We start from the raw sequence: 21473 nt of genomic DNA, 5'->3' as shown, positions 1-21473 counted from the left end.
ACGAGTGTGGCTCTATCCAGTTTTTTACGCCCTGTCGATTGCGACAGGCGATGGCAAAAAGGCGGTGCTTATACCTGCGGGCAGCAGTCAGTTCGGCAGCAACGGGCTCACGGCCGTGCGATGGGCGCGGCGTGCATCCTTCTTGGTGCTGAGAACGGTATATTCGCGCGAGGCGCGCACGGCCGTACCGATGTCGGAGATCGAATCGAGCAGGACCTTGAGGCTGGCAATCGGCTTGGTCATGGGTTCGTTCCTTTCTTCGTGTCGGGTCAATCGATGCGTCACGCGATACGCAAAAGCCGCGTATCGCGTGGGGATCAGCGCTGGATGAAGTCGGCGAAAATCTGCGCCGGACGGGTGGTCCGGGCGAGGCCGATCGCGGTCATCTGCTCGTTGGCTGCCGTGCCAAAGCGGTTGAACGGCGTCCGGTAAGCAGCGCCAGTGTGGCGGAGCGTCTCAAAGCTGCTGTGGATCGGACGAAAGCGGGCAGTCATGGTTCAATTCCTTAAATTCCATTCCTCCCGTGCCAGTATATTGCGCTGCAACATAACGTTTTGCAATGCGTCAAAATGCGCCGCTGATATGCGCAAACCGCATGGCTTTCTTCATTCTTTGTTCATGAAACGGGCAAGCGGCCGGGAGCACGATCCGGGCAGGGCGCTTTCCTTAGGATCAGCCGTGAATGCGGGCCTTGAAGGCAAGCAGGTCCTGCCAGGCGAAGCGCTTGTTGATCGGCGCCGTCACCAGGTCCTGCGGATGCAGGGTGGCAAGGGTCGGCACATTAATGCCGCCGATCGCAAGCTCGCGCCATTCGCCGCGAAGCTGGTGGATCGTGTCGTTGCCGCCGAAGAAGAAACGGGCGGTGAAATTGCCGAGCAGCAGCAGATGCTTAGGCTCTGCCAGCGCGATCTGGCGTTCGATGAAGGGTCGGCAGATATCGGCCTCGCGCGCCGTCGGCACGCGGTTACCCGGCGGGCGCCAGGGCACGACATTGCTCAAGAGCACGCTCTCGCGCGTAAGACCGATGCCCGCCATCATCCGGGTCAGCATCTCGCCGAGGCGGCCCGCAAAAGGCTGGCCGTCGCGATCGTCGTCGGCATAGGGCATCGGGCCGACGATCATGATGCCGCTTGCCGGATCACCCTCGGCAAAGACCAGATTGCGGGCGCTGTTCCTGAGATTGCAGCCGGCAAAACCTTCCATCGCAACGCGGAGCTCGGCGAGCGACCGGGCCGTTTCGGCGGCAAAGCGCGCCTCTTCGATCGCCTGCGCATCGGGGATGGCGACCGCAGGGGCGTTCGCGACTGGGGCAGGTGCGCGGGAAGGGGTGGGAGCAGCGGCCGCCGCTGTCTGGCGCGCCGTCGGTTGCGAAGCGGGTGCCTCCGCCCGGTTGCTGGTTGCCGCCACGCGGGCGTTGCCGCGTGCTGCCTTCATCGCCTCGAACTCGGCGAAACGGTCGACCGGTTCCTCTTCCAGCAGCCATTCGACGCCCGCATCGCCGTGGAAGGCGAGAAGGGCGGCAAGCTGCGCCGGAGAAAGGTCGTTGGCGGAAATCATGGCCGCCAACCTAGCCCATAAGCGGCCGGACCGGAACCGCTTTTCCGGCGCTCGACCCTCCTATCCAAGGTCATGCACATCCGGTTCGCGCGTCGGCTCAGACCGCATTCGCGGTCCAGTGGGCGATGTCCTCGTGCTCGCCGATCAGCGCCAGGCCATGGGCGATCGACAGCAGTTCGCCGCCGCTCTCGATCCGGTCGGCATCGAAACGCCGCTCGAAGATGCCGCGTACGGCCGGAACGAAGGAGGTGCCGCCGGTCAAGAACACCTTGTCGATCGTCTCGGGTGCCGTTGCCGTCGACTGCAGCACATCATCCAGCGCGCCCTCGATGCGGGCGAGCTCCGGCGCGATCCAGCCTTCGAAATCGCTGCGGCGAACGGTGCGGCGCGACATTTCGCCGAGCGGGGCGAAATAGAACTCGGTCTCGTCCTCCTTCGACAGTTGCATCTTCGTGGCCGAGATTGCGTTGTAGAGCGGATAGCCCTCGTCATGCTCGATCAGGTCAACGAAGGCCTCGAGCTTTTCCGGCTCCAGGCTCTGGCGCACGAGCTTCTTCAGATCGGTGAAATCTTTCAGTGTCTTGAAGATCGAAAGCTGATTCCAGCGGCCGAAATTCGCGTAGTAGTTCGACGGCACTTCAAGCAGCTTGTCGAAGCTCTTGAACAGACTCCCCTTTCCGATCAGTGGCGAGACGACGTTGTCGATGATGCGGAAGTCGAAATGGTCGCCGGCGATGCCCACGCCCGAATGGCCGATCGGGGTTGCCGTCAGGCGCCCGGCATTGGTCTCGAAGCGGATCAGCGAATAGTCGGTGGTGCCGCCGCCGAAGTCGGCGACGAGCACAGTTGCGTCCTGCTTCAGGTTCTGGGCGAAGTAGAAGGCCGCTGCCACCGGTTCGTAGACGTAGTGCACCTCCGGAAAGCCGAATTCGGAGAGGGCTGCGCCATAGCGCTCGAGCGCCAGCGCAGGGTCGGGGCTGGAGCCGGCAAAGTGCACCGGACGGCCGACGACGATGCGGCTGTACTGGTCCGCCCAGCCGTCACCGGCATAGTCGCGCAGCTTGGTCAGGAACACGCGCATCAGGTCTTCGAAGCTGTGGCGCTTGGCAAAGACCTGCGTGCCCTGGAAGAGGGGGCTTGCGGCAAAGGTCTTGATCGACTGCAGGAAACGACAGTCACCGGGATTGTCGATGAAGGCGCGGATGGCGGCCTGGCCCGCCTCGACCTTCAGCGCCTGGGCGCCAAGCTTGGCATCCTTCATGAAGGAGAGGGCAGTGCGCATGGCATCGGTCGAGCCGGCGAGGCTGTCGAAGCGCATCGAATGGGTCGTGTCGCCCGCGGCAACCGCCAGAACGGAATTGGTGGTGCCGAAATCAAAGCCGAGTGCCTTGACCATGAGTGTCTCCTTGCATCTGGCGTCGCTTCGCCGCCCGGAGTGGGGCCGGTGGCGCGCGACGCAACATGAATTCCGTGGGCCGCTTTCGGGGATCGATGGGCGGCCGGCTTCAAAGCCGAAAGACACGCCGTCCGGACGCCGAGAGGCGCCTTGCCGCGTGCCGATTGCGAATGGGGTGTGCCAGCGCGTACCGCTGGAAGGGTGCGGCGGCCTCGTCGCACGGCTCTTCGGCAAAAGCAAGGCCGCATGGGTCATAGCTTCGCTGCGCGACAAATTGATGTATTTACGTTTACGTACACGTCATATAGATATTTGCCTATACTCATGACCTCATGCGCAAAAGCGGGCATCGTCTGTCGCATCCCGGCTCGACAAGCCAAACTGCATTTGCCATGACGGAATGATATGCCCTGGGAACGGAGCCGGCAGAAGACCGGTGAGACTGGAGAGACGGTATGACCGAACAAGACCTGCCCGAACGCGAGAGCATGGAGTTCGACGTTGTGATCGTGGGTGCGGGGCCGGCGGGTCTTGCGGCGGCGATCCGGCTGAAGCAGGTCAATCCGGAGCTTTCGGTCGTCGTGCTCGAAAAGGGCGCTGAAGTCGGTGCGCATATCCTGTCGGGCGCCGTCGTCGATCCCATCGGCATCGACCGCTTGCTGCCGGACTGGCGCGCCGACGCCGACCATCCGTTCAAGACCGAGGTGACGGACGATCATTTCCTGTTCTTAGGGCCCGCCGGCTCGATCCGCCTGCCGAACTTCCTGATGCCGCCGCTGATGAACAATCACGGCAACTACATCGTATCGCTTGGGCTCGTCTGTCGCTGGCTGGCGACAAAGGCGGAGGAACTCGGCGTCGAGATCTATCCGGGCTTTGCCGCCACCGAAGTGCTCTACAACGACGAGGGTGCGGTCATCGGGGTTGCCACCGGCGACATGGGCATCGAGCGGAACGGCGAACCGGGCCCGAACTTCGCCCGCGGCATGGCGCTGCTCGGCAAATACACGCTGATCGGCGAGGGCGTGCGCGGTTCGCTCGCCAAGCAGCTGATCGCCAAGTTCGATCTCTCCAGGGACAGCGACGTCCAGAAGTTCGGCATTGGTCTGAAGGAGCTCTGGCAGGTCAAGCCCGAGAACCATCGCCCGGGTCTGGTGCAGCACTCCTTCGGCTGGCCGCTCGGCATGAAGACCGGTGGCGGTTCCTTCCTCTATCACCTCGAAGACAACATGGTCGCCGTCGGCTTCGTCGTGCACCTGAATTACAAGAACCCCTATCTCTTCCCGTTCGAGGAGTTCCAGCGCTTCAAGACGCATCCGGCGATCCGCGGCACGTTCGAGGGCGGCAAGCGTCTTTCCTATGGGGCGCGTGCGATCACCGAGGGCGGCTACCAGTCGGTGCCGAAGCTCTCCTTCCCCGGTGGCGCGCTGATCGGCTGTTCGGCCGGTCTCGTCAACGTGCCGCGCATCAAGGGCAGCCACAATGCGGTACTTTCAGGCATTCTCGCGGCGGAGAAGCTGGCGGCGGCGATCGCCTGTGGCCGCGCCAATGACGAGCCGATCGAGGTCGAACGCGGCTGGCGTGACAGCGCCATCGGCCAGGACCTGAAGCGGGTGAGGAACGTCAAGCCGCTGTGGTCGAAGTTCGGCACGGCGATCGGCGTTGGGCTCGGCGGTCTCGACATGTGGACCAACCAGCTGTTCGGCTTCTCCTTCTTCGGCACGCTGAAGCACGGAAAGACCGATGCGCAGTGGCTTGAGCCCGCAGCGCAGCACCAGAAGATCGACTATCCGAAGCCGGATGGGGTTCTGACCTTCGACCGGCTGTCCTCGGTGTTCCTGTCGAACACCAACCATGAGGAGGACCAGCCGGTTCATCTCCAGGTGAAGGATATGGATCTGCAGAAGCGCTCCGAGCATGACATCTATGCCGGTCCGTCGGCGCGCTACTGTCCGGCCGGGGTCTACGAATGGGTGGAGAAGGACGGCAGGCAAGTCTTCGTCATCAACGCGCAGAACTGCGTGCACTGCAAGACCTGCGACATCAAGGACCCGAACCAGAACATCAACTGGGTGCCGCCCCAAGGCGGTGAAGGCCCGGTCTATCCGAATATGTAATGTTCGAAGTCGGGTCTCAGAATCTCGACCCGTAAAGGATTACAAGGGCGCCGGCGGCCATTGGCCGCGGCGCCTTTGTCGTTTCATGCCTTCGCCCAGATGCGATCAACGAAATCGGCAATCAGCGGTGCGATCTCCGGCAGGTTTTCTTCCAGCGCGAAGTGGCCGGTATCGAACAGGTGGAACTCGGCCTCAGGAAGGTCGGTGAGGAAGGCGCGGGCGCCCTTCTCTGTGAAGAAGGGATCGTTACGGCCCCAGGTGATCAGGGTCGGCGGCCGTTCGCGGCGCAGCCACTCTTGCCATTCGCCATAGCGGGCAAGGTTGCTCTTGTAGTCGAAGGCAAGATCGATCTGCGGCTGGCGGCGGTCCTGGCGATCGAGGAAGTGCTGATCCATGGTCCAGCCGTCAGGTGCGACTAGGTCCGGATCCTTCGTCCCGCCGACATATTGCGCACGGGTCATCTCCAAGGTCAGTAGCTGCCGCACCTGCTCTTCAGCGCCTTCGTCCTCGGATTTGAGCGCAATGAAGTCGCGGGCAATGTCGGAAAGCCCCTCCAGATAGGCATTGCCGTTCTGGACGATCAGCCCGGCAATGCGCTCGGGCTTTCTGCTTGCAAGACGAAACCCGACGGGCGCGCCGAAATCGAAGGCGTAGAGGACGAAGCGTTTCAGCGCGAGCGCATCCACGAAAGCTTCCATGACATCCGCCAGCTTGTCGAAACTGTAGACGAAACTGCCGCCTTCGTTCGTCGAGGTCGGCGCGTCGCTATGCCCGAAGCCCGGATAGTCAGGCGCGATCAGACGGTAGTCGCTGCCAAGCGCGTCCATTAGCCGCCGGTACTGGTGGGAAGACGAGGGGAAGCCGTGCAGAAGCAGGATTGTCGGGAAATCGGCCGGCGCTCCGGTCGGCACGCTCTCGCGGTAGAAGACCCGGACGCCTCCGGCCTCGATGAACCGGTGCCGGATCGATGGAATGCTATGCCTGCTCATTTAACACTCCTATTGGCAATATTTATGCATTAGAATTGCGCCGGAAAAACTAATGCGTCAATATCGAAATTATGCATTATGTGAGGCCTGTATGGATCTGGTTCCTTTCGTCGGAGAGTCCCTTGCTCTTGATCTCGTCAACACTCGCCCTTTGACCGCGAGCGGCCGTGTCGATCTCTTCGCGGCCGATGGCGGGCTCGCGCATTGGCTGGCATTGGAGGGGCCTCGCATGTCGGATGTCGCGTTTGCCAGCATCGGTGCGGCCGACGCCGACGATCTCGCGCCAGTCCTTGCCGTCCGCTCGCATGTGGCGTCGGCCATCGCACATGTGATGGACAGGCAACCTGTTCCGGCCGCGGATATCGAGGGCCTTAACGCGGCAATGGAGGCAGCACCGGTCGTCCGCCGTCTCGATTGGACCGATCCGCCGCGGCTCGTCAGCGAAAGAACGGCGGAGCCCATGGTCCAGCTAGCCGGTTTCCTCGCCGAGGACGCTGCGGCGTTGCTTGCCGGCGGCGACGCCAGGCTGATCCGCAAATGCGAGGCGGAGGATTGTGTCATGCTGTTCGTTGGCAGCAATGCCCGGCGGCGCTGGTGCTCGGCGGCGCGTTGCGGAAACCGGGTGCGCGTGTCGCGCTATTACCAGCGCAGCAAAACGTTCTGACGACCACTTCAGCGATGCGCAAATATTAGGAAAGGCACCCGTTGACGCAAATGGGAAAGTCCTTGCCGGAAAAGCCCGTTAGCTTTCATGATGTCATCGGCTTGAAGCCGACGGATCTGCAGGCCGTTCGGTCCCTGTTGTCTTGAGTTGGACCGAGCCCTGTGACGCTGTCGATCCCCGCGGTGAGATCGGCAGTGCGACGGGATGCACCGCCAAAACAAGGGAACGGAAATGAAGAAGCTTCTTGCAACGACTTGCCTGGCCGCGGGCCTCTTTGGCCTCGCCGGCGCAGCTTCGGCCGCCGAATGCGGCGACGTGACGATCGCCAACATGAACTGGCAGAGCGCCGAGGTGCTGGCGAGTGTCGACAAGATCATCCTGACGGAAGGCTACGGCTGCAATGCCGAATTGGTGGTCGGAGACACCGTGCCAACGATCACCTCGATGATCGAAAAGGGCCAGCCGGATGTCGCACCCGAAGGCTGGGTCGACCTGCTTCCGGATGTCGTCAATCGCGGCCTCGAGGAGGGCAAGCTCGTCGGCGCCGCCGTGGCGCTCTCCGATGGCGCCGTCCAGGGCTGGTGGGTGCCGAAATACATCGTCGATGCCAATCCCGACATCAAGACGATCGATGACGCCTTGAAGCACAAGGAACTGTTCCCGGATCCGGAAGACGCAAGCAAGGGCGCCGTCTTCAACGGCCCGCAGGGCTGGGGCGGCACGGTCGTGACGACGCAGCTTTATAAAGCCTATGGCGGCGAAACGGCTGGCTTCACGCTGGTCGATACCGGTTCGGCCGCCGGCCTCGATGGCTCGATCGCCAAGGCCTATGAGCGCAAGCAGGGCTGGGTCGGCTACTACTGGGCGCCGACGGCCCTTCTCGGCAAGTACGAGATGGTGAAGCTCGAGCATGGTGTGGCCGCCGATCCGGCCGAATGGAAGCGCTGCAACACGGTTGCCGATTGCCCGGATCCGAAGAAGAACGACTGGCCGAAGGACAAGGTCCAGACGCTGGTGACCAAGGCCTTCGCCGATCGCGCCGGCCCGGCTATGGATTACCTCAACAAGCGCGCCTGGACCAACGACACGGTCAACAAGCTGATGGCCTGGATGACCGACAATCAGGCGAGCGGGGAGGAGGGCGCCAAGCACTTCCTGCAGGAAAACCCCGATATCTGGACCCCGTGGGTTTCGCCCGAGGTCGCCGAAAAGGTGAAGGCCGCGCTCTGATCGCGATGGTCATAACCAGCGGGCGGCGCAGTCATGTGCGCCGCCTCTTCGTTCGAGGTCCGGCAAAGGCAAAACAACAATCGCGGCCGGCGAAATCTGAAGGGGAAATGGAATGGACTGGTTAACCCAGTTTCCACACATGGATGACGAGAGCCTGAGAGCCTTGAAAAAGGCGATCGACGAGGGATTTCGCGGCTTCACGCGCGCCTATGGCGACGCGATCGAAGGCTTCTTCGAGCCCTTGCAATTCTTTCTCATCCAGTCGGAGCGCTTCATGACGAAGACGCCCTGGCCAATCATCCTGATCTTGATCGCTTTCATCGCCTGGGTGGCAAGCCGCAACTGGAAGATCGTCGCCGGCTGCATCGGCACGCTGCTTCTGATCGGCTACTTCGACATGTGGGACGACACGATGAAGACGGTCTCGATGATCTTCGTCTGCACCGTGCTGTCGATCGCCATCGGCATTCCGATCGGCATCGTCATGTCCCGTTCGGATCGGTTTCAGAACATCGTCAATCCGATCCTCGACGTGATGCAGACCATGCCGAGCTTCGTCTACTTGATCCCGGTCGTCATGCTGCTCGGCATCGGCAAGGTGCCGGGGCTGATCGCCGTCGTCATCTACGCCATCCCGCCGATGATTCGCCTGACGAACCTTGGCATTCGCCTCGTCGACAAGGACGTGCTGGAGGCGGCCGATGCCTTCGGTTCGTCGGCGTGGCAGAAGCTCAAGAACGTTCAGATGCCGCTCGCCTTGCCGACGATCATGGCCGGCATCAACCAGACGATCATGATGGCGCTCGCCATGGTGGTCATCGCCTCGATGATCGGTGTTCAGGGCCTCGGCCAGCCGGTGCTGAAGGCGATTGCCAACCAGTACTTCACGCTCGGCATCTTCAACGGCCTTGCGATCGTCGGCATTGCCATCATCTTCGATCGCGTCAGCCAGGCCTACGGTCACCGGCTGCAAAAACACCGTGAAATCATTCACGGTTGAGCTTGTCGTCGAGACAGAAAAAGGCCCCGGAGCGAACACCTCCGGGGCCTTCGCATTCTAACGAGCTTTGCGTTCAGGGCCTGGACGAAAGAATGCCGGTCGAAAGCGCGACGCCTGTAGCGGTGACGACCGCGGCGAGGATCTCGAAGGGGCCGATCTGCTCGCCGAGCAGGACGGCGCCGCCGATCATCGCGAGAACCGGTGTCAGCGCCGTGAAGGCGGCCGCCTGGGTACCGCCAAGGCTCTTCACGGCAAAGCCGTAGGCTACCATGGCGACGAGGCCGGACAGGAGGCCCTGGCTGGTGACCTGCAAGGCGATCTCCTGGGCCGGAACGCTGGCAAGGGTGGTTCCAAAGCAGGCGGCAAGTCCGAGATGGATCAGGAACGACCAGATGGCGATCAGGGCGCTTCCCTGCAGCGGGCTGAGGCCGGAGCGGCGGAAGGCATGGGTATAGATCGCCCAGAGGGTCGCCGCAGTCGGCAGCAGCGCATAGCCGCTCCAGCCGGTCGAGGCCGCACTTCCGAGGCTGCGCGCCAGGAGGATGGCGACGCCGGCAAGGATTGCGGCAAAGCCGAGCACGCGCATCCGGTCCGGCCGCTCGCCGAAGACCGTGATGCCGATGAGCGCGGTGGCAAGCGGCATCGAGCCACCGAGGAGAACGCCGACCGAGGAAGCTGGAACGGAGTGGATCGCAAAGGCGGAGACCTGGAAGAACAGGGCGCCCGAACCGGCGACCATCAGGACGAGCAACAGCAGCGGCAGCTTGCGCGGCAGAAGCCCGGTCTTCAGCCAGACCGGGGCAAGAAGGACCGCCGGCACGCCGTAGCGGATCAGCCCGAGGTCGATCGTGCCAAGCGCGGTGCCGGCCGAGTGGCGGGTCGCCAGTATCCAGCCCGCCCAGATGAGGACGGTTACGAAGGCGCCGGCATAGCCGGCGGCGACAGGCGTCGTATTGCCGCGATCGAGAGCGAGCGCAACCATTTGAATTTCCTTCCCGAATTGGATACCTGAGAGGCTTTTGGGTCTGGAAGGAAGATTACGCCCTGATAGCGGGGCATGTCCTTGCGATTTATGCCCGAAATAGACTATCGTCAGCAACAATGTGCCAATAACAACAATCGAAGTTCATAAAAATGCCAAGCCTCGATAAATTCGATCTCGCCATCCTTAGAATCCTTCAGGAGGACGCGCGCGCAACGAACGTCGAGATTGCCGAAAAGGTCAATCTTTCGCCGTCGCCCTGCCTGCGGCGCATCCGCAACCTGGAAAAATCCGGCATCCTGCGCGGCTACAGGGCCGACATCGATCGTAAGGAAGCCGGTCTCGGGCTGACGGTCTTCGTCGAAATCAAGGTTGGGCGCCATAGCCGCGAGAACGCACAGCAGCAGCAGGAGGCGCTGCTCGCCATCCCCGAGGTGGTCTCCTGCTTCCTGATCTCCGGCAATGCCGATTTCCTCGCCGAGGTCGTCGTCGAGGATCTGCCTGCCTATGAGAAACTCTTGACCGAGACGCTGTTGGCCTTGCCCGGCGTCACCGACATCCGGTCCAATTTCGCCATCCGCTCGATCAAGACAGGCGGACCGCTGAAGTTGCCCGAACCGCGCTGATCGCTGCATTGCTGTGACACTCGGCTTCTGTTGTGCTGGTCGTGATGGAGCGGACGAACGACCGGCGCTCCCGTTAAGTTTCGGTAAGGTTCTGGAATTGGCCGCAATCGCGCTTATCTGATCGCGGTGAGCCGCATTGCCGCGGCAATGGAGCCGACGAGCCGTTCATGAAAATCAAGGCAATCTTCAATCGCGACGGCGGAACGTTCCGCACGACGGACATAGCCGCCTATGGCCAGAAGGTCGAAGAGGTCTTCCAGGCCGCAGGCCACCAGATCGAGATTGCAGCGGTTTCCGGAAACGAGATGCAAGAGGCGTTGGAGCGGACCTGCCGTCGCGACGACCTCGACGCCATTCTTGCCGGCGGAGGTGACGGCACGATTTCGGCCGCCGCCGGCGTCGCCTGGAAGAACCGCATGCCGCTCGGCGTCGTTCCCGCCGGAACGATGAATCTTTTTGCCCGCACGCTGAAGCTGCCGCTCGATATCTGGAAAGTGCCGGAAGTGCTGGCGAATGGCGTGATCATCGACGGTGACATCGGCAGCGCCGATGGCCGTGCGTTCGTGCATCAATTCTCCATGGGGCTGCATGCGCGCATGGTGCGCTACCGCGAATCCTACAGCTTTCGCTCAAGAGCGGGAAAGATCGCCGCCAGCACCCGCGCCGCAGTCGGAGTGATTCTCAATCCTCCGGATTTCGAGATCGAGTTCGATGTCGATGGTCACAAGGAGAGCCGTCATGTCTCGGCGGTCTCGGTTTCCAACAATCCGTTCGGCCGCGACACGCTGATGTATGCGGACGACGTGACCGCCGGCCATCTCGGCTTTTACACGGCGCCGCCGCTGAGCCCGCCGGGTGTCGCCAAGCTCGCGCTCGATGTAATGCGCGGCAAGTTTCGCGACAGTCCGCTGATTACCGCCATGAGCGGTCATGCCCTCGATCTGCATTTTCCGAAGGTCGAACGAAAGATCAACTGCGTCATCGACGGCGAACTTCTGCCCATGGGCCGCGACGTCGCGCTGCGCATTCACCCTGGCGAACTCAAGCTGCTCGTCGGCGCGGATCGCGACGGATCGTCGATCCAGAAGTAGCCGAAACTGTAGCGATCCTCGAGCGTGCCGTGGAGATAGGGCAGGGCGAGTTGCTGCGGCTGCAAGTGCGTTTCCGGCACGCCGAAGGATTTGAGGACATCGACGAGTGGCGCCGGTGGCGCTGCATCGGCCTTGCCGTCGTTGGTCCAGACAACGAGAAGCGGCCCGGCCAGCTGACCGATCGCCGGGCTGCTGTTGTTGCCGGGCACGTAGACCTTGGCCCCGTGCAGGCGCGTTCGCAGATTGCCGGCCACCTGCTTGTTGGTGGCCAGAACCATCGCCGGTTCGCGTCCCTGCTGCTGAACGATGGTGTCGACGAGGCTGCTGTAGGGGATGCTTAGTCTCGAAACCTTGCCGAACCAAGGCCGCACGACTGCGCGGGTAGACACCACGACCAGCGTGGTCACGATGACGAAGCCGATAAAGAGGGCGACGGGCCGGACGCTACGTGTGGTGTCAACGCCGGACGCCTTGACCTTGAGGGCCAGATAGAGCGGCAGCAGGACGAGGAAGAGAACCAGCCACTTTTCCCGCATATGGGTGGCGCCGGTGACCAGCATGATGACGAGAACGGCGCCGAGACAGAGGACCAGCATGCGCCCGACGACCCGAGCCCAGAGGCTGTCGGCGCGCCAGATCGCCGGCAGGTCCTTGCGAAACACGAGGGCGAAGACGGCGAGGATGATCGCTGAGCCGCGAAGCGTCGAGGCAAAGAGCGCGACGATCGCCTTCAACGCCTTCGACACGAAACCGGCTTCCTGCCCCGTTCCCATTTCCTTGAAGGTATTGCTCGACGCGGCGCCGATATTTTGCAGGACCCAGGTGCCGTGCGGCAGGGCAATCAGCGCGCAGACTGCGATTGCGACAAGGATGCGCCAGTCGAAGAGCCGGGCGCGAAGTTTCGGTTCGGGCAGGATCGCGACGATCGCCGCGACCGGAACGATCACGAAGTTGTACTTTGAGATGACGCCGATCCCGACGGCGACGCCTGTAAGAGTGTAGGCAAAGAAGGTCGGCCGGCTCATCGTCCGCAGGAATGCGTACAGGAAGAGCGAAACGGCAAATAGCGCGGCGACCGTGTGCGAGAGGTCGCGCTGGGCAAGCAGGAAGATCGGCGGCAGAGCGAGGACGCCCATTGTCGTGATGGCTGCAAGGCGCCGGTCGCCGAGAACCTCGCGGGATGCAAGGCCGAAGAAGAGACAACAGAGGAACAATAGGCCGTTCTTGAGTACGGTCATCGTCGCCACTGACGGGCCGAGCAGCGAGGTCAGCCCGTATTGCAGCCAATTGTAGAAAGGCGGTTGCGAGCCGTAGCCGAGCATCAGGAACTGCGAGACATAGGCCTGCTCGGATTCGTCGATCTCGAGCGAAGTCGAAGCGGAAAGCCTCAGTGCGATGCAAAGCAGGAAGTAGCCCGCAATCAGCGCAAGGATCAGGTTTGGCCGGCGGTTGACGGCCTCAAGCATCTGTCTGGTCCCGCACGAAGACCTGCCGGACGATATAGTTCGTCGTGCCGTCGTCGCTGAAATAGGTGCGCGCCATCATTTCCGCGAGGATGCCCGTGGTGATGAGCTGAACCGACGACAGGAACAACATCACACCGACGATCAGCATCGGGCGGGTTCCGATATCGTTGCCGAGCACGAACTTGTCGAAGCCGAGATAGAGCAGGATCAGGGCGCTGAGCGCCCCCGTCGCAAGGCCGATCGAACCGAAGAAGTGTCCCGGGCGCGCCTTGTAACGCATGAAGAACAGCACCGACAAAAGATCGAGAATCACCCGGAAGGTTCTGGAGATCCCGTACTTGGATTGGCCATGCTGCCGTGCGTGGTGGGTGACCGGCATTTCGCCGATGCGGCTGCTCGGCACGACGCCTGCGACCCAGGCGGGGATGAAGCGATGCATTTCGCCCATCAGCTTCACCTGCTTGATGACGGACGCGCGATAGACCTTCAGGCTGCAGCCATAGTCGTGAAGCCGGACGCCGGTGATCTTGCCGATCAGGCGATTGGCGCACCAGGACGGGATTTTCCGAAGGAGCAGGCCATCCTGCCGGTTCTTTCGCCAGCCGACGAGCAGGTCGAGCTGACGCTCCTCGATCGCTGTGACCATCTCGGGAATATCGGCCGGGTCGTTCTGCAGGTCGCCGTCGAGCGTGGCGATCAGGCGGCCGGTGGCGGCATCGATGCCCGCCTGCATCGCGGCCGTCTGTCCGAAGTTCTTTTGCAGTTCAACGATCTTGAGGTCGATGCCGGGATCGGAAAGGGCCTTTCTTGCATTCACAAGCGTTCGATCGGTGCTGCCGTCGTCGACGAGGATCAGTTCCCAGGGGGACGGAAAATTCGCCAGCGCATCGCGGACCCGCGTAATCAGCGGCTGAATGCTGTCTTCTTCGTTGAATACGGGAATGACGACGGATAGCTCTATGGGATGCATGGGAACCGCTCATACATACGGCGCTCACGCTGCCGCAAGAATTGGACTGCTTACATAATCGTTTTCTTGCACAGTTATCGGTGATAACCAACGTTCAATCTTGCCCTTCAACACGGGAAATCGAGGCCTGATGACATCGGATTGCGAGCCTGACCGGCGATCCTGGCTCGTCCGCAACCGGATGACATTGCTGTCGGCGGGCGCCATTGCGGCCTACGCGGCCTTCGTTGAGTGGTTCTGGGGCTGGTCAGCGCTCTTGCGCCAGTGGTCCGAAATCGGCGTTGGTGCCGCATCTGCGGCCCTCTTGCTGCTCATCGCGACCTACTTCATTCGCTGCTATCGCATCTACGATTACTTCCCGAGCGAAACGTCGGGGCGTTTCCTGCCGCTCTTTCGGGTCACCCAGGTCCACAATCTCCTGAACATCATGCTGCCGTTTCGGGCCGGCGAGACCAGCTTTCCTCTCCTGATGCGTTCGGAGTTTTCTGTCCCGCTCGCCAGGGGGACGGCCGCTCTTCTGGTCATGCGCCTGCTCGACCTGCATGCGCTCCTCGTCGTGGCCGTCGTCGGATTGGTCTTCGGCAGAGGGTCGATCGGGCTCTGGCTCGTCTGGTTTGCGGCGCTTGCCTCGCCGCTTCTCTTCTTTCTCTTGAAGGACCACGCAATCGCGCTGGCGCGCAGGCTCCTGCCGGCAAAGTTCGAGCCGGTCGTCGAGGAATTGGAGGCGGGCCTGCCGGGCACCGTGGCTGCGTTCCTGCGCGCCTGGGGCATGACCATCCTCAACTGGGCCGTCAAGGTAATCGTGCTCGCCTGGGTGCTGGCGTTCATGGGAGTTGCGCCGCTTGCGGCCTGTTTTGGCGGCGCGCTCGGAGGCGAGCTTTCTTCGGTGCTGCCGATGCATGCGCCGGCTGGCGTCGGCACCTATCCGGCAGCGATTGCGGCCGGTGCCGTTTCCTTCGGCGCCCCCGCCGGCCGGGCGGGCCTCGAACTGCTGGCGACCGCCGGCGTCAACGCGCATCTCCTGATCATCGTGTCCGCAGTCGCGGGCACGCTGTTGTCGATGGTTTTGGGGAAACGTCGCTAGACGCCGTGCCGTGGGGCAATGTCCTAGCGAGGTTTTGACCTCTACTGGAACGAGGTCTCGTAGAAGCTTCTGAGCTTGCGCGAATGCAGCTTTTCCGGCGGCATCGCCGCGAGCTTCTGCAGCGCCAGGATGCCGATCTTCAGATGCTGGCTGACCTGCGTCTTGTAGAAGGCCGTTGCCATGCCCGGCAGCTTCAGTTCGCCATGCAGCGGCTTGTCGGAGACGCACAACAGCGTTCCATAGGGCACGCGGAAACGGAAGCCGTTGGCGGCGATCGTTGCCGATTCCATGTCGAGCGCGATGGCGCGCGCCTGCGACAGGCGCTTGACCGGGCCACGCTGGTCGCGAAGCTCCCAGTTGCGGTTGTCGATGGTGGCGACGGTCCCGGTGCGCATGATCTGCTTGAGATCGTAGTCCCGATAACCGGTCACTTCGGCTACGGCATCCTGCAGCGCCACCTGCACTTCGGCGAGCGCCGGCAGCGGGATCCAGACCGGCAGGTCGTCGTCGAGCACGTGATCCTCGCGCATATAGGCATGGGCAAGCACGTAGTCGCCGAGCCGCTGGCTGTTGCGCAAGCCGGCGCAGTGGCCCAGCATCAGCCAGACGTGCGGGCGCAACACGGCGATATGGTCGGTGATCGTCTTGGCGTTGGACGGGCCGACACCGATGTTGACCATGGTGATGCCGCCGTGGCCCTTCTTCTTCAGGTGATAGGCCGGCATCTGCGGCAACCGCGGAAGGGTAAAGTCCGTCTCCGGCTTGTCGGCCCCGGCGGGCGTAATGATGTTTCCGGGCTCAACGAAGGCCGTGTAGCCGTTGCCGCCTTCCGCCATCTGCTGGCGGGCCCAAGCGCAGAATTCGTCTATATAGAACTGGTAGTTGGTGAAGAGCACGAAGTTCTGGAAATGATTGGCGCTCGTCGCCGTGTAGTGGCTGAGGCGCGCCAGCGAATAGTCGATGCGCTGCGCCGTGAACGGGGCAAGCGGCGACGGTTCGCCCGGACCTGGTTCGTAGGAACCGTTGGCGATCTCATCGTCCGTGGTCGTCAGATCAGGCGCGTCGAACAGGTCGCGCAAGGGGATGTCGATGGCATTGGCGGCCGATGCCTCGACATAGGCGCTTTCGCCGAAGGCGAAATGCAACGGGATCGGGGTGGCCGATTCCGAGACCGTGATGCCGAGACCGTGGTTGCGCGTCAACAACCCGAGCTGTTCCTTCAGATAGTGCCGGAAGAGTTTTGGCCGCGTGATCGTCGTCGTATAGACGCCGGGCGCGCTGACATAACCATAGGAAAGACGGGAATCGACATGGCCGAAGCTGCTCGTCTCGATGCTGACCTGCGGGTAGCAGGCGCGATAACGGGTCAACGGCTTGCCGCCCTTGCCCAGCCCCTCGAACGCCTCGCAGAGGAACCGGGTATTGCGCTCGTAAAGCGCCTCGAGGCAATCGACTGCGGCCGCAGGATCATCGAAATGCTGCGGCTCGAAAGGCTCGGGCGTTGCTGTGGAAAGGACGGAGTGTGAAGAGATTCGCTTGTTCATGTCGCATTATAGGCTGCGGCTTCTGACAAGCAAACGACAAGATGGCGGCACGCACAACCGCGGGGCGATTTGAGGCCCGTCGCTCAACGCGGGCCGGCGAGGATGATCGCACTGCCGATCAGCGCAACCGTCATGCCGGCAAGATCCCAGCGGTCCGGTCTGACGCCTTCCGCCAGCCAGAGCCAGATGAGCGATGCGGCGATATAGACGCCGCCATAGGCCGCATAGGCGCGGCCGGCCGCGGGGCTGTCGATCAAGGTCAGAAGCCAGGCAAAGAGCGCCAGCGAGACGATTCCGGGAACAAGCCAGAGCGCAGACTTGTCGAGCTTCAGCCAGGCCCAGAAGGCAAAGCAGCCGGCAATTTCTGCAAGGGCGGCGAGGGCATAGATGAGATAGGCGGGCATCGGTTCGGGTCTGGTGGCCTTGGCTGAGACGAATCCTCTGGAAAACCAAGGATAGGAAAGCGGCTCGCCGATGCGCAAGCCGGTTAAAACAAAAGGGCGCAATGTGCGCCCCTTTCAGCTCGTAGTTCCGATCCGCAACGATCCGTCAGGTCATGGCCTGGCGCTGCAGGGTGACGAAGAGGACAAGGCCCGCGCCCTGCTTGCCGACGCCCGTGCCGCTGGCCTTGGAATAGGCGAGCGCCCCGACCGGCGCCATCAGCAGGCTGGCAAGCGCCAGGACGCGCAGCGACAGAAAGGCCGAAGTCGAAAGTGCTGCCAGCATGTTCGTCTCTCCATCAGACCACGAAGTGATCGGTTTCAGTTGAGGCTCTGGAACTTAGCCTGCCTGGCTGCGTTAGAGCTTGGCCTGGCAGTACTGTGCCGTGTGGGCGGTGCAATCGGTCAGCGAACCGAGATAGGTGTTGCTGCGGCGACGTTCGGTGTCAGCGCTGACTGCAGCTGCAAGAGTGACAGCGAAAACGACCATCAGAAGGCTGATGATGGTGAGGCGCCGAGCGAGGATATCCATGGTTCTGTCCGTTGTTTGGAGGCAGGTTCAAATCGATTGAGTGTGTTTTCGCATACCCAAACTGAATTGATGCTGAGATGTCCGTTCATCTGGCGTTCATCTTCGGTTGTACGCCCACGGAGCCGAGAGCCGGCCGACCCCGGTGGCACTGTCCGTCGAAACGGAAGGCGTATGCTCGGGCCATTTCAAAAGGCCGGTTGAGGGCGCCGGCGAAAGGCCGCTCGGCAGATCCTTCGCGCCCATAAAAAAGGGCAGCCATCGGCTGCCCTTTCATCGTCGTAATCGTAGCGGCGATTTCTGCCGCGCCGGCTCTGTTAGAGACGGGTCCATGTCTGCGACTTGCACAGCACCTTCAGCACGCAGCCCTTCATCTTCAGCGAATTGCCGTTGACAGCGCCCGAGCCGCTATAGGTCTTGTCGGTGTCCGGATCGGTAATCTCGCCCGAGTAGCTGCCATCGGTGCCCGAAAGGTTGCCGATGCGCTTGCCGGCATGCTTGCCGGTCTTCAGCGTGATGCAAAAGGCGCCGCCGCAGGGGGCGATTTCCGCCGTGGCGCCGCTCGCCGTCTTCCAGTTGCCTAAGATCGGTTCCGCCGCCGCGGCGGTTCCGGCAATGCCGAGAGCCAGCGTCGCGGTGATGAGCAATGTACGTAGCATTCGTGTCCTCCAGATTGAGGCTGCCGGCGTGGTCCGCTCCGCCGGCAGCTCAAGATGTCCTCGTATGAAAAGGCAGTCTCCTCACCGCCGCGGGCAAGATAGCTTACGCGCACGTAAAGGTAAACCAGCCGAATCGCGGCCTTTGCCGCTTTTTCCTGGGCGGTTTTGAGCGCTTCTTGCGCAAGGAATTGCGCGGACTTTTCTGGCGCCGATCTTTTCGTGGTTAGCGTTTGGTTGAAATCGTCGATTGAATTTTTCGTAAATTTTGAGGCGAATGCGCGCGATTTCAGGCCTTCCGATGTTTAACAAAAACTCAAGTTTACCAAGCGTTTGAACTTTGTTTGTCGCAAATTAAGCATGCATTTTAAGCGCCCATTGAAGCCCGTCAGGCATAGTGAAGCCATAAGACGAGCGGAACGAAACGCTCCGAAAAACCACCGAAGACGACACCGCAAAAAAGACGGCGCGCTTCGGAAAGGCCCGCAAAGAGGCAAGGTCGAACAGGGACCAAAACAAGTGCTGATCTGGAGCATGGTCCGCCCCAAACGGGCGGGCCGCTTCGGAAAAACCAACCAGGCAAGACAGGGACACGACAATGGCACGTTTTGATATGCAGATTGCTTCGGATGCCGCGATGGGTGGTGACAACCAGGCGGAAGTCTTTTGCGACATGGGTCTGGCCTATGCGACCGGCCACGGTCGCCCGGTCGATCTCGTCGCCGCCCACAAGTGGCTGAACATCGCGGCGATCAAGGGTTGCGACCGCGCCGTCGATCTGCGCGCCGACCTGGCGATGACGATGAGCAAGCCGGACCTCGCAGCGGCGCTGCGCGCAGCTCGCGAATGGATGACGGTTCACTGATCGGACGGGCGGCGCCCGACGGCGCCGCAAGCTGGGCCTTGAGAAAAGGGGTCAGGCGAGTTTCTTCAGGACCGCGGGCATAGCCGCTTCGAGCAGGACCATCTCCGTCTCCGGTCCGGTGCTGATCCGGATGCAGCGATTGAGCGGCGCCACCCCCGGCATTCTTATGAAGATGCCGTGGTCGCTCATCAAGGTATCGACGATCGCGCGGGCATAGACCGCGTCCCGGCCACAATCGACGGCCACGAAGTTGGTGGCTGAGACGAGCGGGGCAAGGCCATTTTGCGTGGCGATAGCAGCAATTCGCTGCCGCGACGCCGCAATCTTGGCCGTCACTTCCTTCAGATACACCTCGTCCGCAAGCGCTGCGATTGCCGCGGCGACGCCGATCCGATTCATGCCGAAATGGTTGCGGATCTTGTCGAAAGCCTGGGCCGTGCCCGGCGTGGTGACCACATAGCCGACACGCGAACCCGCAAGCCCGTAGGCCTTCGAGAACGTGCGCGTGCGCACCACGTTCGGCATGTCGATCAGGGCGTCGATCGGTGGTAGCGCTTCGGCCGGTGCGGTTTCACAGTAGGCTTCATCCAGAATGAACAGCGTCGTTTCGGGCAGGCCCCTCGCGAACTCGACAATGCGTTCGGCCGACCACCAGCTTCCCATCGGATTGTCGGGATTGGCGAAATAGACGAGCGGCGCATTTTCCTGCTTCACGGCTGCCAGTAACCCGTCGAGGTCTTCCCGGTCCCCCGCATAGGGCACTGTGACGAGCCGGCCGCCATGGCCGACGACGTGGTAGTTGAAGGTGGGGTAAGCCCCGAGCGAGGTGACGACCGGCATGCCCGGCTCGATCACCATGCGGACGATCTGGCCGAGCAAGCCGTCGATGCCTTCGCCGATCGCGAGATTGGCCGGGCTGGTTCCGAGACGGGCTGCAAGCGCCTGTTTCAGATCGTGATTTTCCGGGTCAGCATATTTCCAGGTTCCGCTGGATGCCTCTCTCATCGCTGAAAGCACGCTCTCCGCCGGACCGAAGCCGCTTTCATTGGCGCCGATGCGCGCCGCGATCGCGCGCCCGCGCTGGCGTTCGATCGCCTCCGGCCCGACAAAGGGGATGGTGGATGGTAGGGATTGGATGAGCGGCGTGAAGCGAGAGAATGCGGACATGCTGAAGATAAGGCCCCGTTCGGATGACGTACGGGGGAACTTATCGCATGCTTTGGCAATTCGGAATCGTTCCCGAAAGAAAAGCTGCGGGAATCCGCCGCCTTTCGTCTTGCGGGTTGCCTATCGCCGCGGCTTTGCGTTCTTGACCTGCCCGGTGAAGAACTCCTGCCGGATGATTTCGCGCAGCAAGGTCTGCTCGATCGGCTTGATGAACTGGACGCCGATGCGCTCGCCGTTGCGATAGACCTCTGCACAGCCGATCCGAAGCGAAGTGCCGACGATGTGCAGATAATAATGTTGCGGCAGACCGATATTGGTGTCGACGGCAAAGCTCGCGCCGCCGCGCGATATGTCGATCATCCGGCAGGACCGGACCGAGACGCTTCCGAGCCCCGGCTGCACGGCGGTCAGCGTGCCCGCATGGCCGATGTTGAAACGCTCGTAGCGCCGCTCGTAAAATGGCGAGGGGACGCAGGAATACATGGTCTGGTTCTGCATGCGTCTTTCTCCGCCAGTGCCGGGTCGCACGGCACGATCAACCTTTGACCGCATTCGTGGACCCCGGACAATTCATTTGTCCCACATCATATCGGTGGACGATTTCCACCGATGCTAGAATCAGTCTTGCAGAAGAAACTTGCAATCCCCTGAAATCGATCACTAAAAATCTAATGTCGGGGCTCGCTTGATTTGAGGAGATCAAAGTCCGCCGCTGGAAAACTGCATGCGGATCAGGCGTCTCAGGAAATCTGCCGAAAGCAGCATGTTGAAACGCACCCCGAGTTCCGCTCTCTCACGGTAAACCTCGGAGCAACCGATCTCTTCCTTGAAGCCCTCGATCTCGAGGAAGAAGTGCTTCGGCAGCGGGATCGTCGCATTGAAGTCGAGCATCGCGCCGGCAATAGAGATATGGCGCAGCAGGCACCGATACTTTGTCTTGGCTCTCAGGTGCTGGCCAATGACGAGGATCCTGCACGGCCGCTCGATGAAATAATGCTGGTGGGTCGTGGCGAGCTGGCCTGGCTTTCCCTCGGCGACATGCATTTTCATCGACATGGCAAGCTCCGTATCAGCGCAGCCCTCGGCGGATCTGTGGTGTT

Annotated in this window: 24 protein-coding genes; 8 read left to right on the top strand and 16 right to left on the bottom strand. The window is 61.9% G+C overall.

Going from position 1 to position 21473, the window contains the following annotated elements; genetic code table 11:
* Positions 1–87: 87 nt before the first annotated feature.
* The 4 genes from BLU15_RS06100 to BLU15_RS06085 all read right to left on the bottom strand — a co-directional run bounded on the left by BLU15_RS06100 (position 88) and on the right by BLU15_RS06085 (position 2953).
* A complete protein-coding gene (locus BLU15_RS06100; protein ID WP_089043881.1) occupies positions 88–243 on the bottom strand; it encodes a hypothetical protein in 156 nt (51 codons plus the stop codon).
* Positions 244–317: 74 nt separating this feature from the next.
* The gene (locus BLU15_RS06095; RefSeq protein WP_089043882.1) at positions 318–494 is read right to left on the bottom strand and encodes a hypothetical protein; all 177 of its coding nucleotides are present in this window, start codon (positions 492–494) and stop codon (positions 318–320) included.
* A gap of 178 nt (positions 495–672) precedes the next feature.
* Entirely contained in the window at positions 673–1557 is an 885-nt protein-coding gene (locus BLU15_RS06090; protein ID WP_090294805.1) for a uracil-DNA glycosylase, read from the bottom strand.
* Positions 1558–1654: 97 nt separating this feature from the next.
* The gene (locus BLU15_RS06085) at positions 1655–2953 is read right to left on the bottom strand and encodes an Hsp70 family protein (protein WP_090294659.1); all 1299 of its coding nucleotides are present in this window, start codon (positions 2951–2953) and stop codon (positions 1655–1657) included.
* Positions 2954–3408: 455 nt separating this feature from the next.
* Between BLU15_RS06085 and BLU15_RS06080 the strand changes: the two genes are divergently transcribed.
* Entirely contained in the window at positions 3409–5070 is a 1662-nt protein-coding gene (locus BLU15_RS06080) for an electron transfer flavoprotein-ubiquinone oxidoreductase (RefSeq protein ID WP_090294658.1), read from the top strand.
* An 83-nt stretch (positions 5071–5153) separates the two neighbouring features.
* Here BLU15_RS06080 and BLU15_RS06075 read toward each other — a convergent pair whose 3' ends face one another.
* Positions 5154–6059 carry an alpha/beta fold hydrolase gene (locus BLU15_RS06075; RefSeq protein WP_090294656.1) on the bottom strand — a complete coding sequence of 302 codons (906 nt, stop codon included), beginning with the start codon at positions 6057–6059 and terminating at the stop codon, positions 5154–5156.
* Positions 6060–6150: 91 nt separating this feature from the next.
* On the opposite strand from BLU15_RS06075, the gene BLU15_RS06070 reads away from it, so the two are divergent.
* The 3 genes from BLU15_RS06070 (at position 6151) to BLU15_RS06060 (ending at position 8953) form a co-directional block, all read left to right on the top strand.
* Positions 6151–6723: a CGNR zinc finger domain-containing protein gene (locus BLU15_RS06070; protein WP_090294655.1), complete on the top strand. Its 573-nt coding sequence runs from the start codon at positions 6151–6153 to the stop codon at positions 6721–6723.
* 231 nt (positions 6724–6954) lie between these two features.
* Complete coding sequence (locus tag BLU15_RS06065; protein ID WP_034804335.1) at positions 6955–7953, top strand: ABC transporter substrate-binding protein; 999 nt, start codon at positions 6955–6957, stop codon at positions 7951–7953.
* A gap of 112 nt (positions 7954–8065) precedes the next feature.
* A complete protein-coding gene (locus BLU15_RS06060; protein WP_060522087.1) occupies positions 8066–8953 on the top strand; it encodes an ABC transporter permease in 888 nt (295 codons plus the stop codon).
* Between the two features lie 73 nt (positions 8954–9026).
* Here the strand turns inward: BLU15_RS06060 and BLU15_RS06055 are convergent, their stop codons facing one another.
* Positions 9027–9935, bottom strand: a complete 909-nt coding sequence (locus tag BLU15_RS06055) for a DMT family transporter (protein ID WP_090294654.1) — start codon at positions 9933–9935, stop codon at positions 9027–9029.
* A 152-nt stretch (positions 9936–10087) separates the two neighbouring features.
* On the opposite strand from BLU15_RS06055, the gene BLU15_RS06050 reads away from it, so the two are divergent.
* Together BLU15_RS06050 and BLU15_RS06045 are read left to right on the top strand one after the other, a co-directional pair.
* The gene (locus BLU15_RS06050; RefSeq protein WP_060522089.1) at positions 10088–10561 is read left to right on the top strand and encodes an Lrp/AsnC family transcriptional regulator; all 474 of its coding nucleotides are present in this window, start codon (positions 10088–10090) and stop codon (positions 10559–10561) included.
* Between the two features lie 167 nt (positions 10562–10728).
* Positions 10729–11652: a diacylglycerol/lipid kinase family protein gene (locus BLU15_RS06045; protein WP_090294653.1), complete on the top strand. Its 924-nt coding sequence runs from the start codon at positions 10729–10731 to the stop codon at positions 11650–11652.
* Here BLU15_RS06045 and BLU15_RS06040 read toward each other — a convergent pair.
* Positions 11589–13118 carry an ArnT family glycosyltransferase gene (locus tag BLU15_RS06040; RefSeq protein ID WP_090294652.1) on the bottom strand — a complete coding sequence of 510 codons (1530 nt, stop codon included), beginning with the start codon at positions 13116–13118 and terminating at the stop codon, positions 11589–11591. The two genes, BLU15_RS06045 and BLU15_RS06040, sit on opposite strands and share 64 nt — an antisense overlap.
* On the bottom strand, positions 13111–14088 hold the full coding sequence (locus BLU15_RS06035) for a glycosyltransferase family 2 protein (protein ID WP_034804195.1): 978 nt from the start codon (positions 14086–14088) through the stop codon (positions 13111–13113). Before BLU15_RS06035 ends, BLU15_RS06040 begins: the two co-directional genes overlap by 8 nt.
* Before the next feature lie 130 nt (positions 14089–14218).
* On the opposite strand from BLU15_RS06035, the gene BLU15_RS06030 reads away from it, so the two are divergent.
* The gene (locus tag BLU15_RS06030) at positions 14219–15172 is read left to right on the top strand and encodes a lysylphosphatidylglycerol synthase domain-containing protein (protein ID WP_034804192.1); all 954 of its coding nucleotides are present in this window, start codon (positions 14219–14221) and stop codon (positions 15170–15172) included.
* Positions 15173–15213: 41 nt separating this feature from the next.
* On the opposite strand, the gene BLU15_RS06025 is transcribed toward BLU15_RS06030, so the two are convergent.
* From BLU15_RS06025 to BLU15_RS06005, 5 genes are all read right to left on the bottom strand, one after another.
* Positions 15214–16716, bottom strand: coding sequence for an AMP nucleosidase (locus BLU15_RS06025; RefSeq protein ID WP_090294650.1), 1503 nt, complete (start codon positions 16714–16716; stop codon positions 15214–15216).
* 83 nt (positions 16717–16799) lie between these two features.
* Positions 16800–17120: a YnfA family protein gene (locus BLU15_RS06020; protein WP_034804329.1), complete on the bottom strand. Its 321-nt coding sequence runs from the start codon at positions 17118–17120 to the stop codon at positions 16800–16802.
* Positions 17121–17265: 145 nt separating this feature from the next.
* The gene (locus BLU15_RS06015) at positions 17266–17442 is read right to left on the bottom strand and encodes a hypothetical protein (RefSeq protein WP_162728748.1); all 177 of its coding nucleotides are present in this window, start codon (positions 17440–17442) and stop codon (positions 17266–17268) included.
* 72 nt (positions 17443–17514) lie between these two features.
* Positions 17515–17688, bottom strand: a complete 174-nt coding sequence (locus BLU15_RS06010) for a hypothetical protein (RefSeq protein WP_034804185.1) — start codon at positions 17686–17688, stop codon at positions 17515–17517.
* A 314-nt stretch (positions 17689–18002) separates the two neighbouring features.
* On the bottom strand, positions 18003–18344 hold the full coding sequence (locus tag BLU15_RS06005) for a DUF2147 domain-containing protein (protein ID WP_034804181.1): 342 nt from the start codon (positions 18342–18344) through the stop codon (positions 18003–18005).
* Positions 18345–18939: 595 nt separating this feature from the next.
* On the opposite strand from BLU15_RS06005, the gene BLU15_RS06000 reads away from it, so the two are divergent.
* A complete protein-coding gene (locus BLU15_RS06000) occupies positions 18940–19206 on the top strand; it encodes a sel1 repeat family protein (protein WP_034804178.1) in 267 nt (88 codons plus the stop codon).
* A 51-nt stretch (positions 19207–19257) separates the two neighbouring features.
* On the opposite strand, the gene BLU15_RS05995 is transcribed toward BLU15_RS06000, so the two are convergent.
* The 3 genes from BLU15_RS05995 to BLU15_RS05985 form a co-directional block, all read right to left on the bottom strand.
* The gene (locus BLU15_RS05995; RefSeq protein WP_090294648.1) at positions 19258–20373 is read right to left on the bottom strand and encodes a pyridoxal phosphate-dependent aminotransferase; all 1116 of its coding nucleotides are present in this window, start codon (positions 20371–20373) and stop codon (positions 19258–19260) included.
* A 120-nt stretch (positions 20374–20493) separates the two neighbouring features.
* Positions 20494–20871 carry a PilZ domain-containing protein gene (locus BLU15_RS05990; protein ID WP_034804171.1) on the bottom strand — a complete coding sequence of 126 codons (378 nt, stop codon included), beginning with the start codon at positions 20869–20871 and terminating at the stop codon, positions 20494–20496.
* 201 nt (positions 20872–21072) lie between these two features.
* Positions 21073–21429: a hypothetical protein gene (locus BLU15_RS05985; RefSeq protein WP_090294647.1), complete on the bottom strand. Its 357-nt coding sequence runs from the start codon at positions 21427–21429 to the stop codon at positions 21073–21075.
* Between the last annotated feature and the right edge of the window lie 44 nt (positions 21430–21473).

Origin of the sequence: Ensifer sp. YR511 (genome assembly GCF_900103045.1) — a bacterium.
Lineage (GTDB): Bacteria > Pseudomonadota > Alphaproteobacteria > Rhizobiales > Rhizobiaceae > Ensifer > Ensifer adhaerens.
This window is presented reverse-complemented; position numbering and strand designations above follow the sequence as displayed.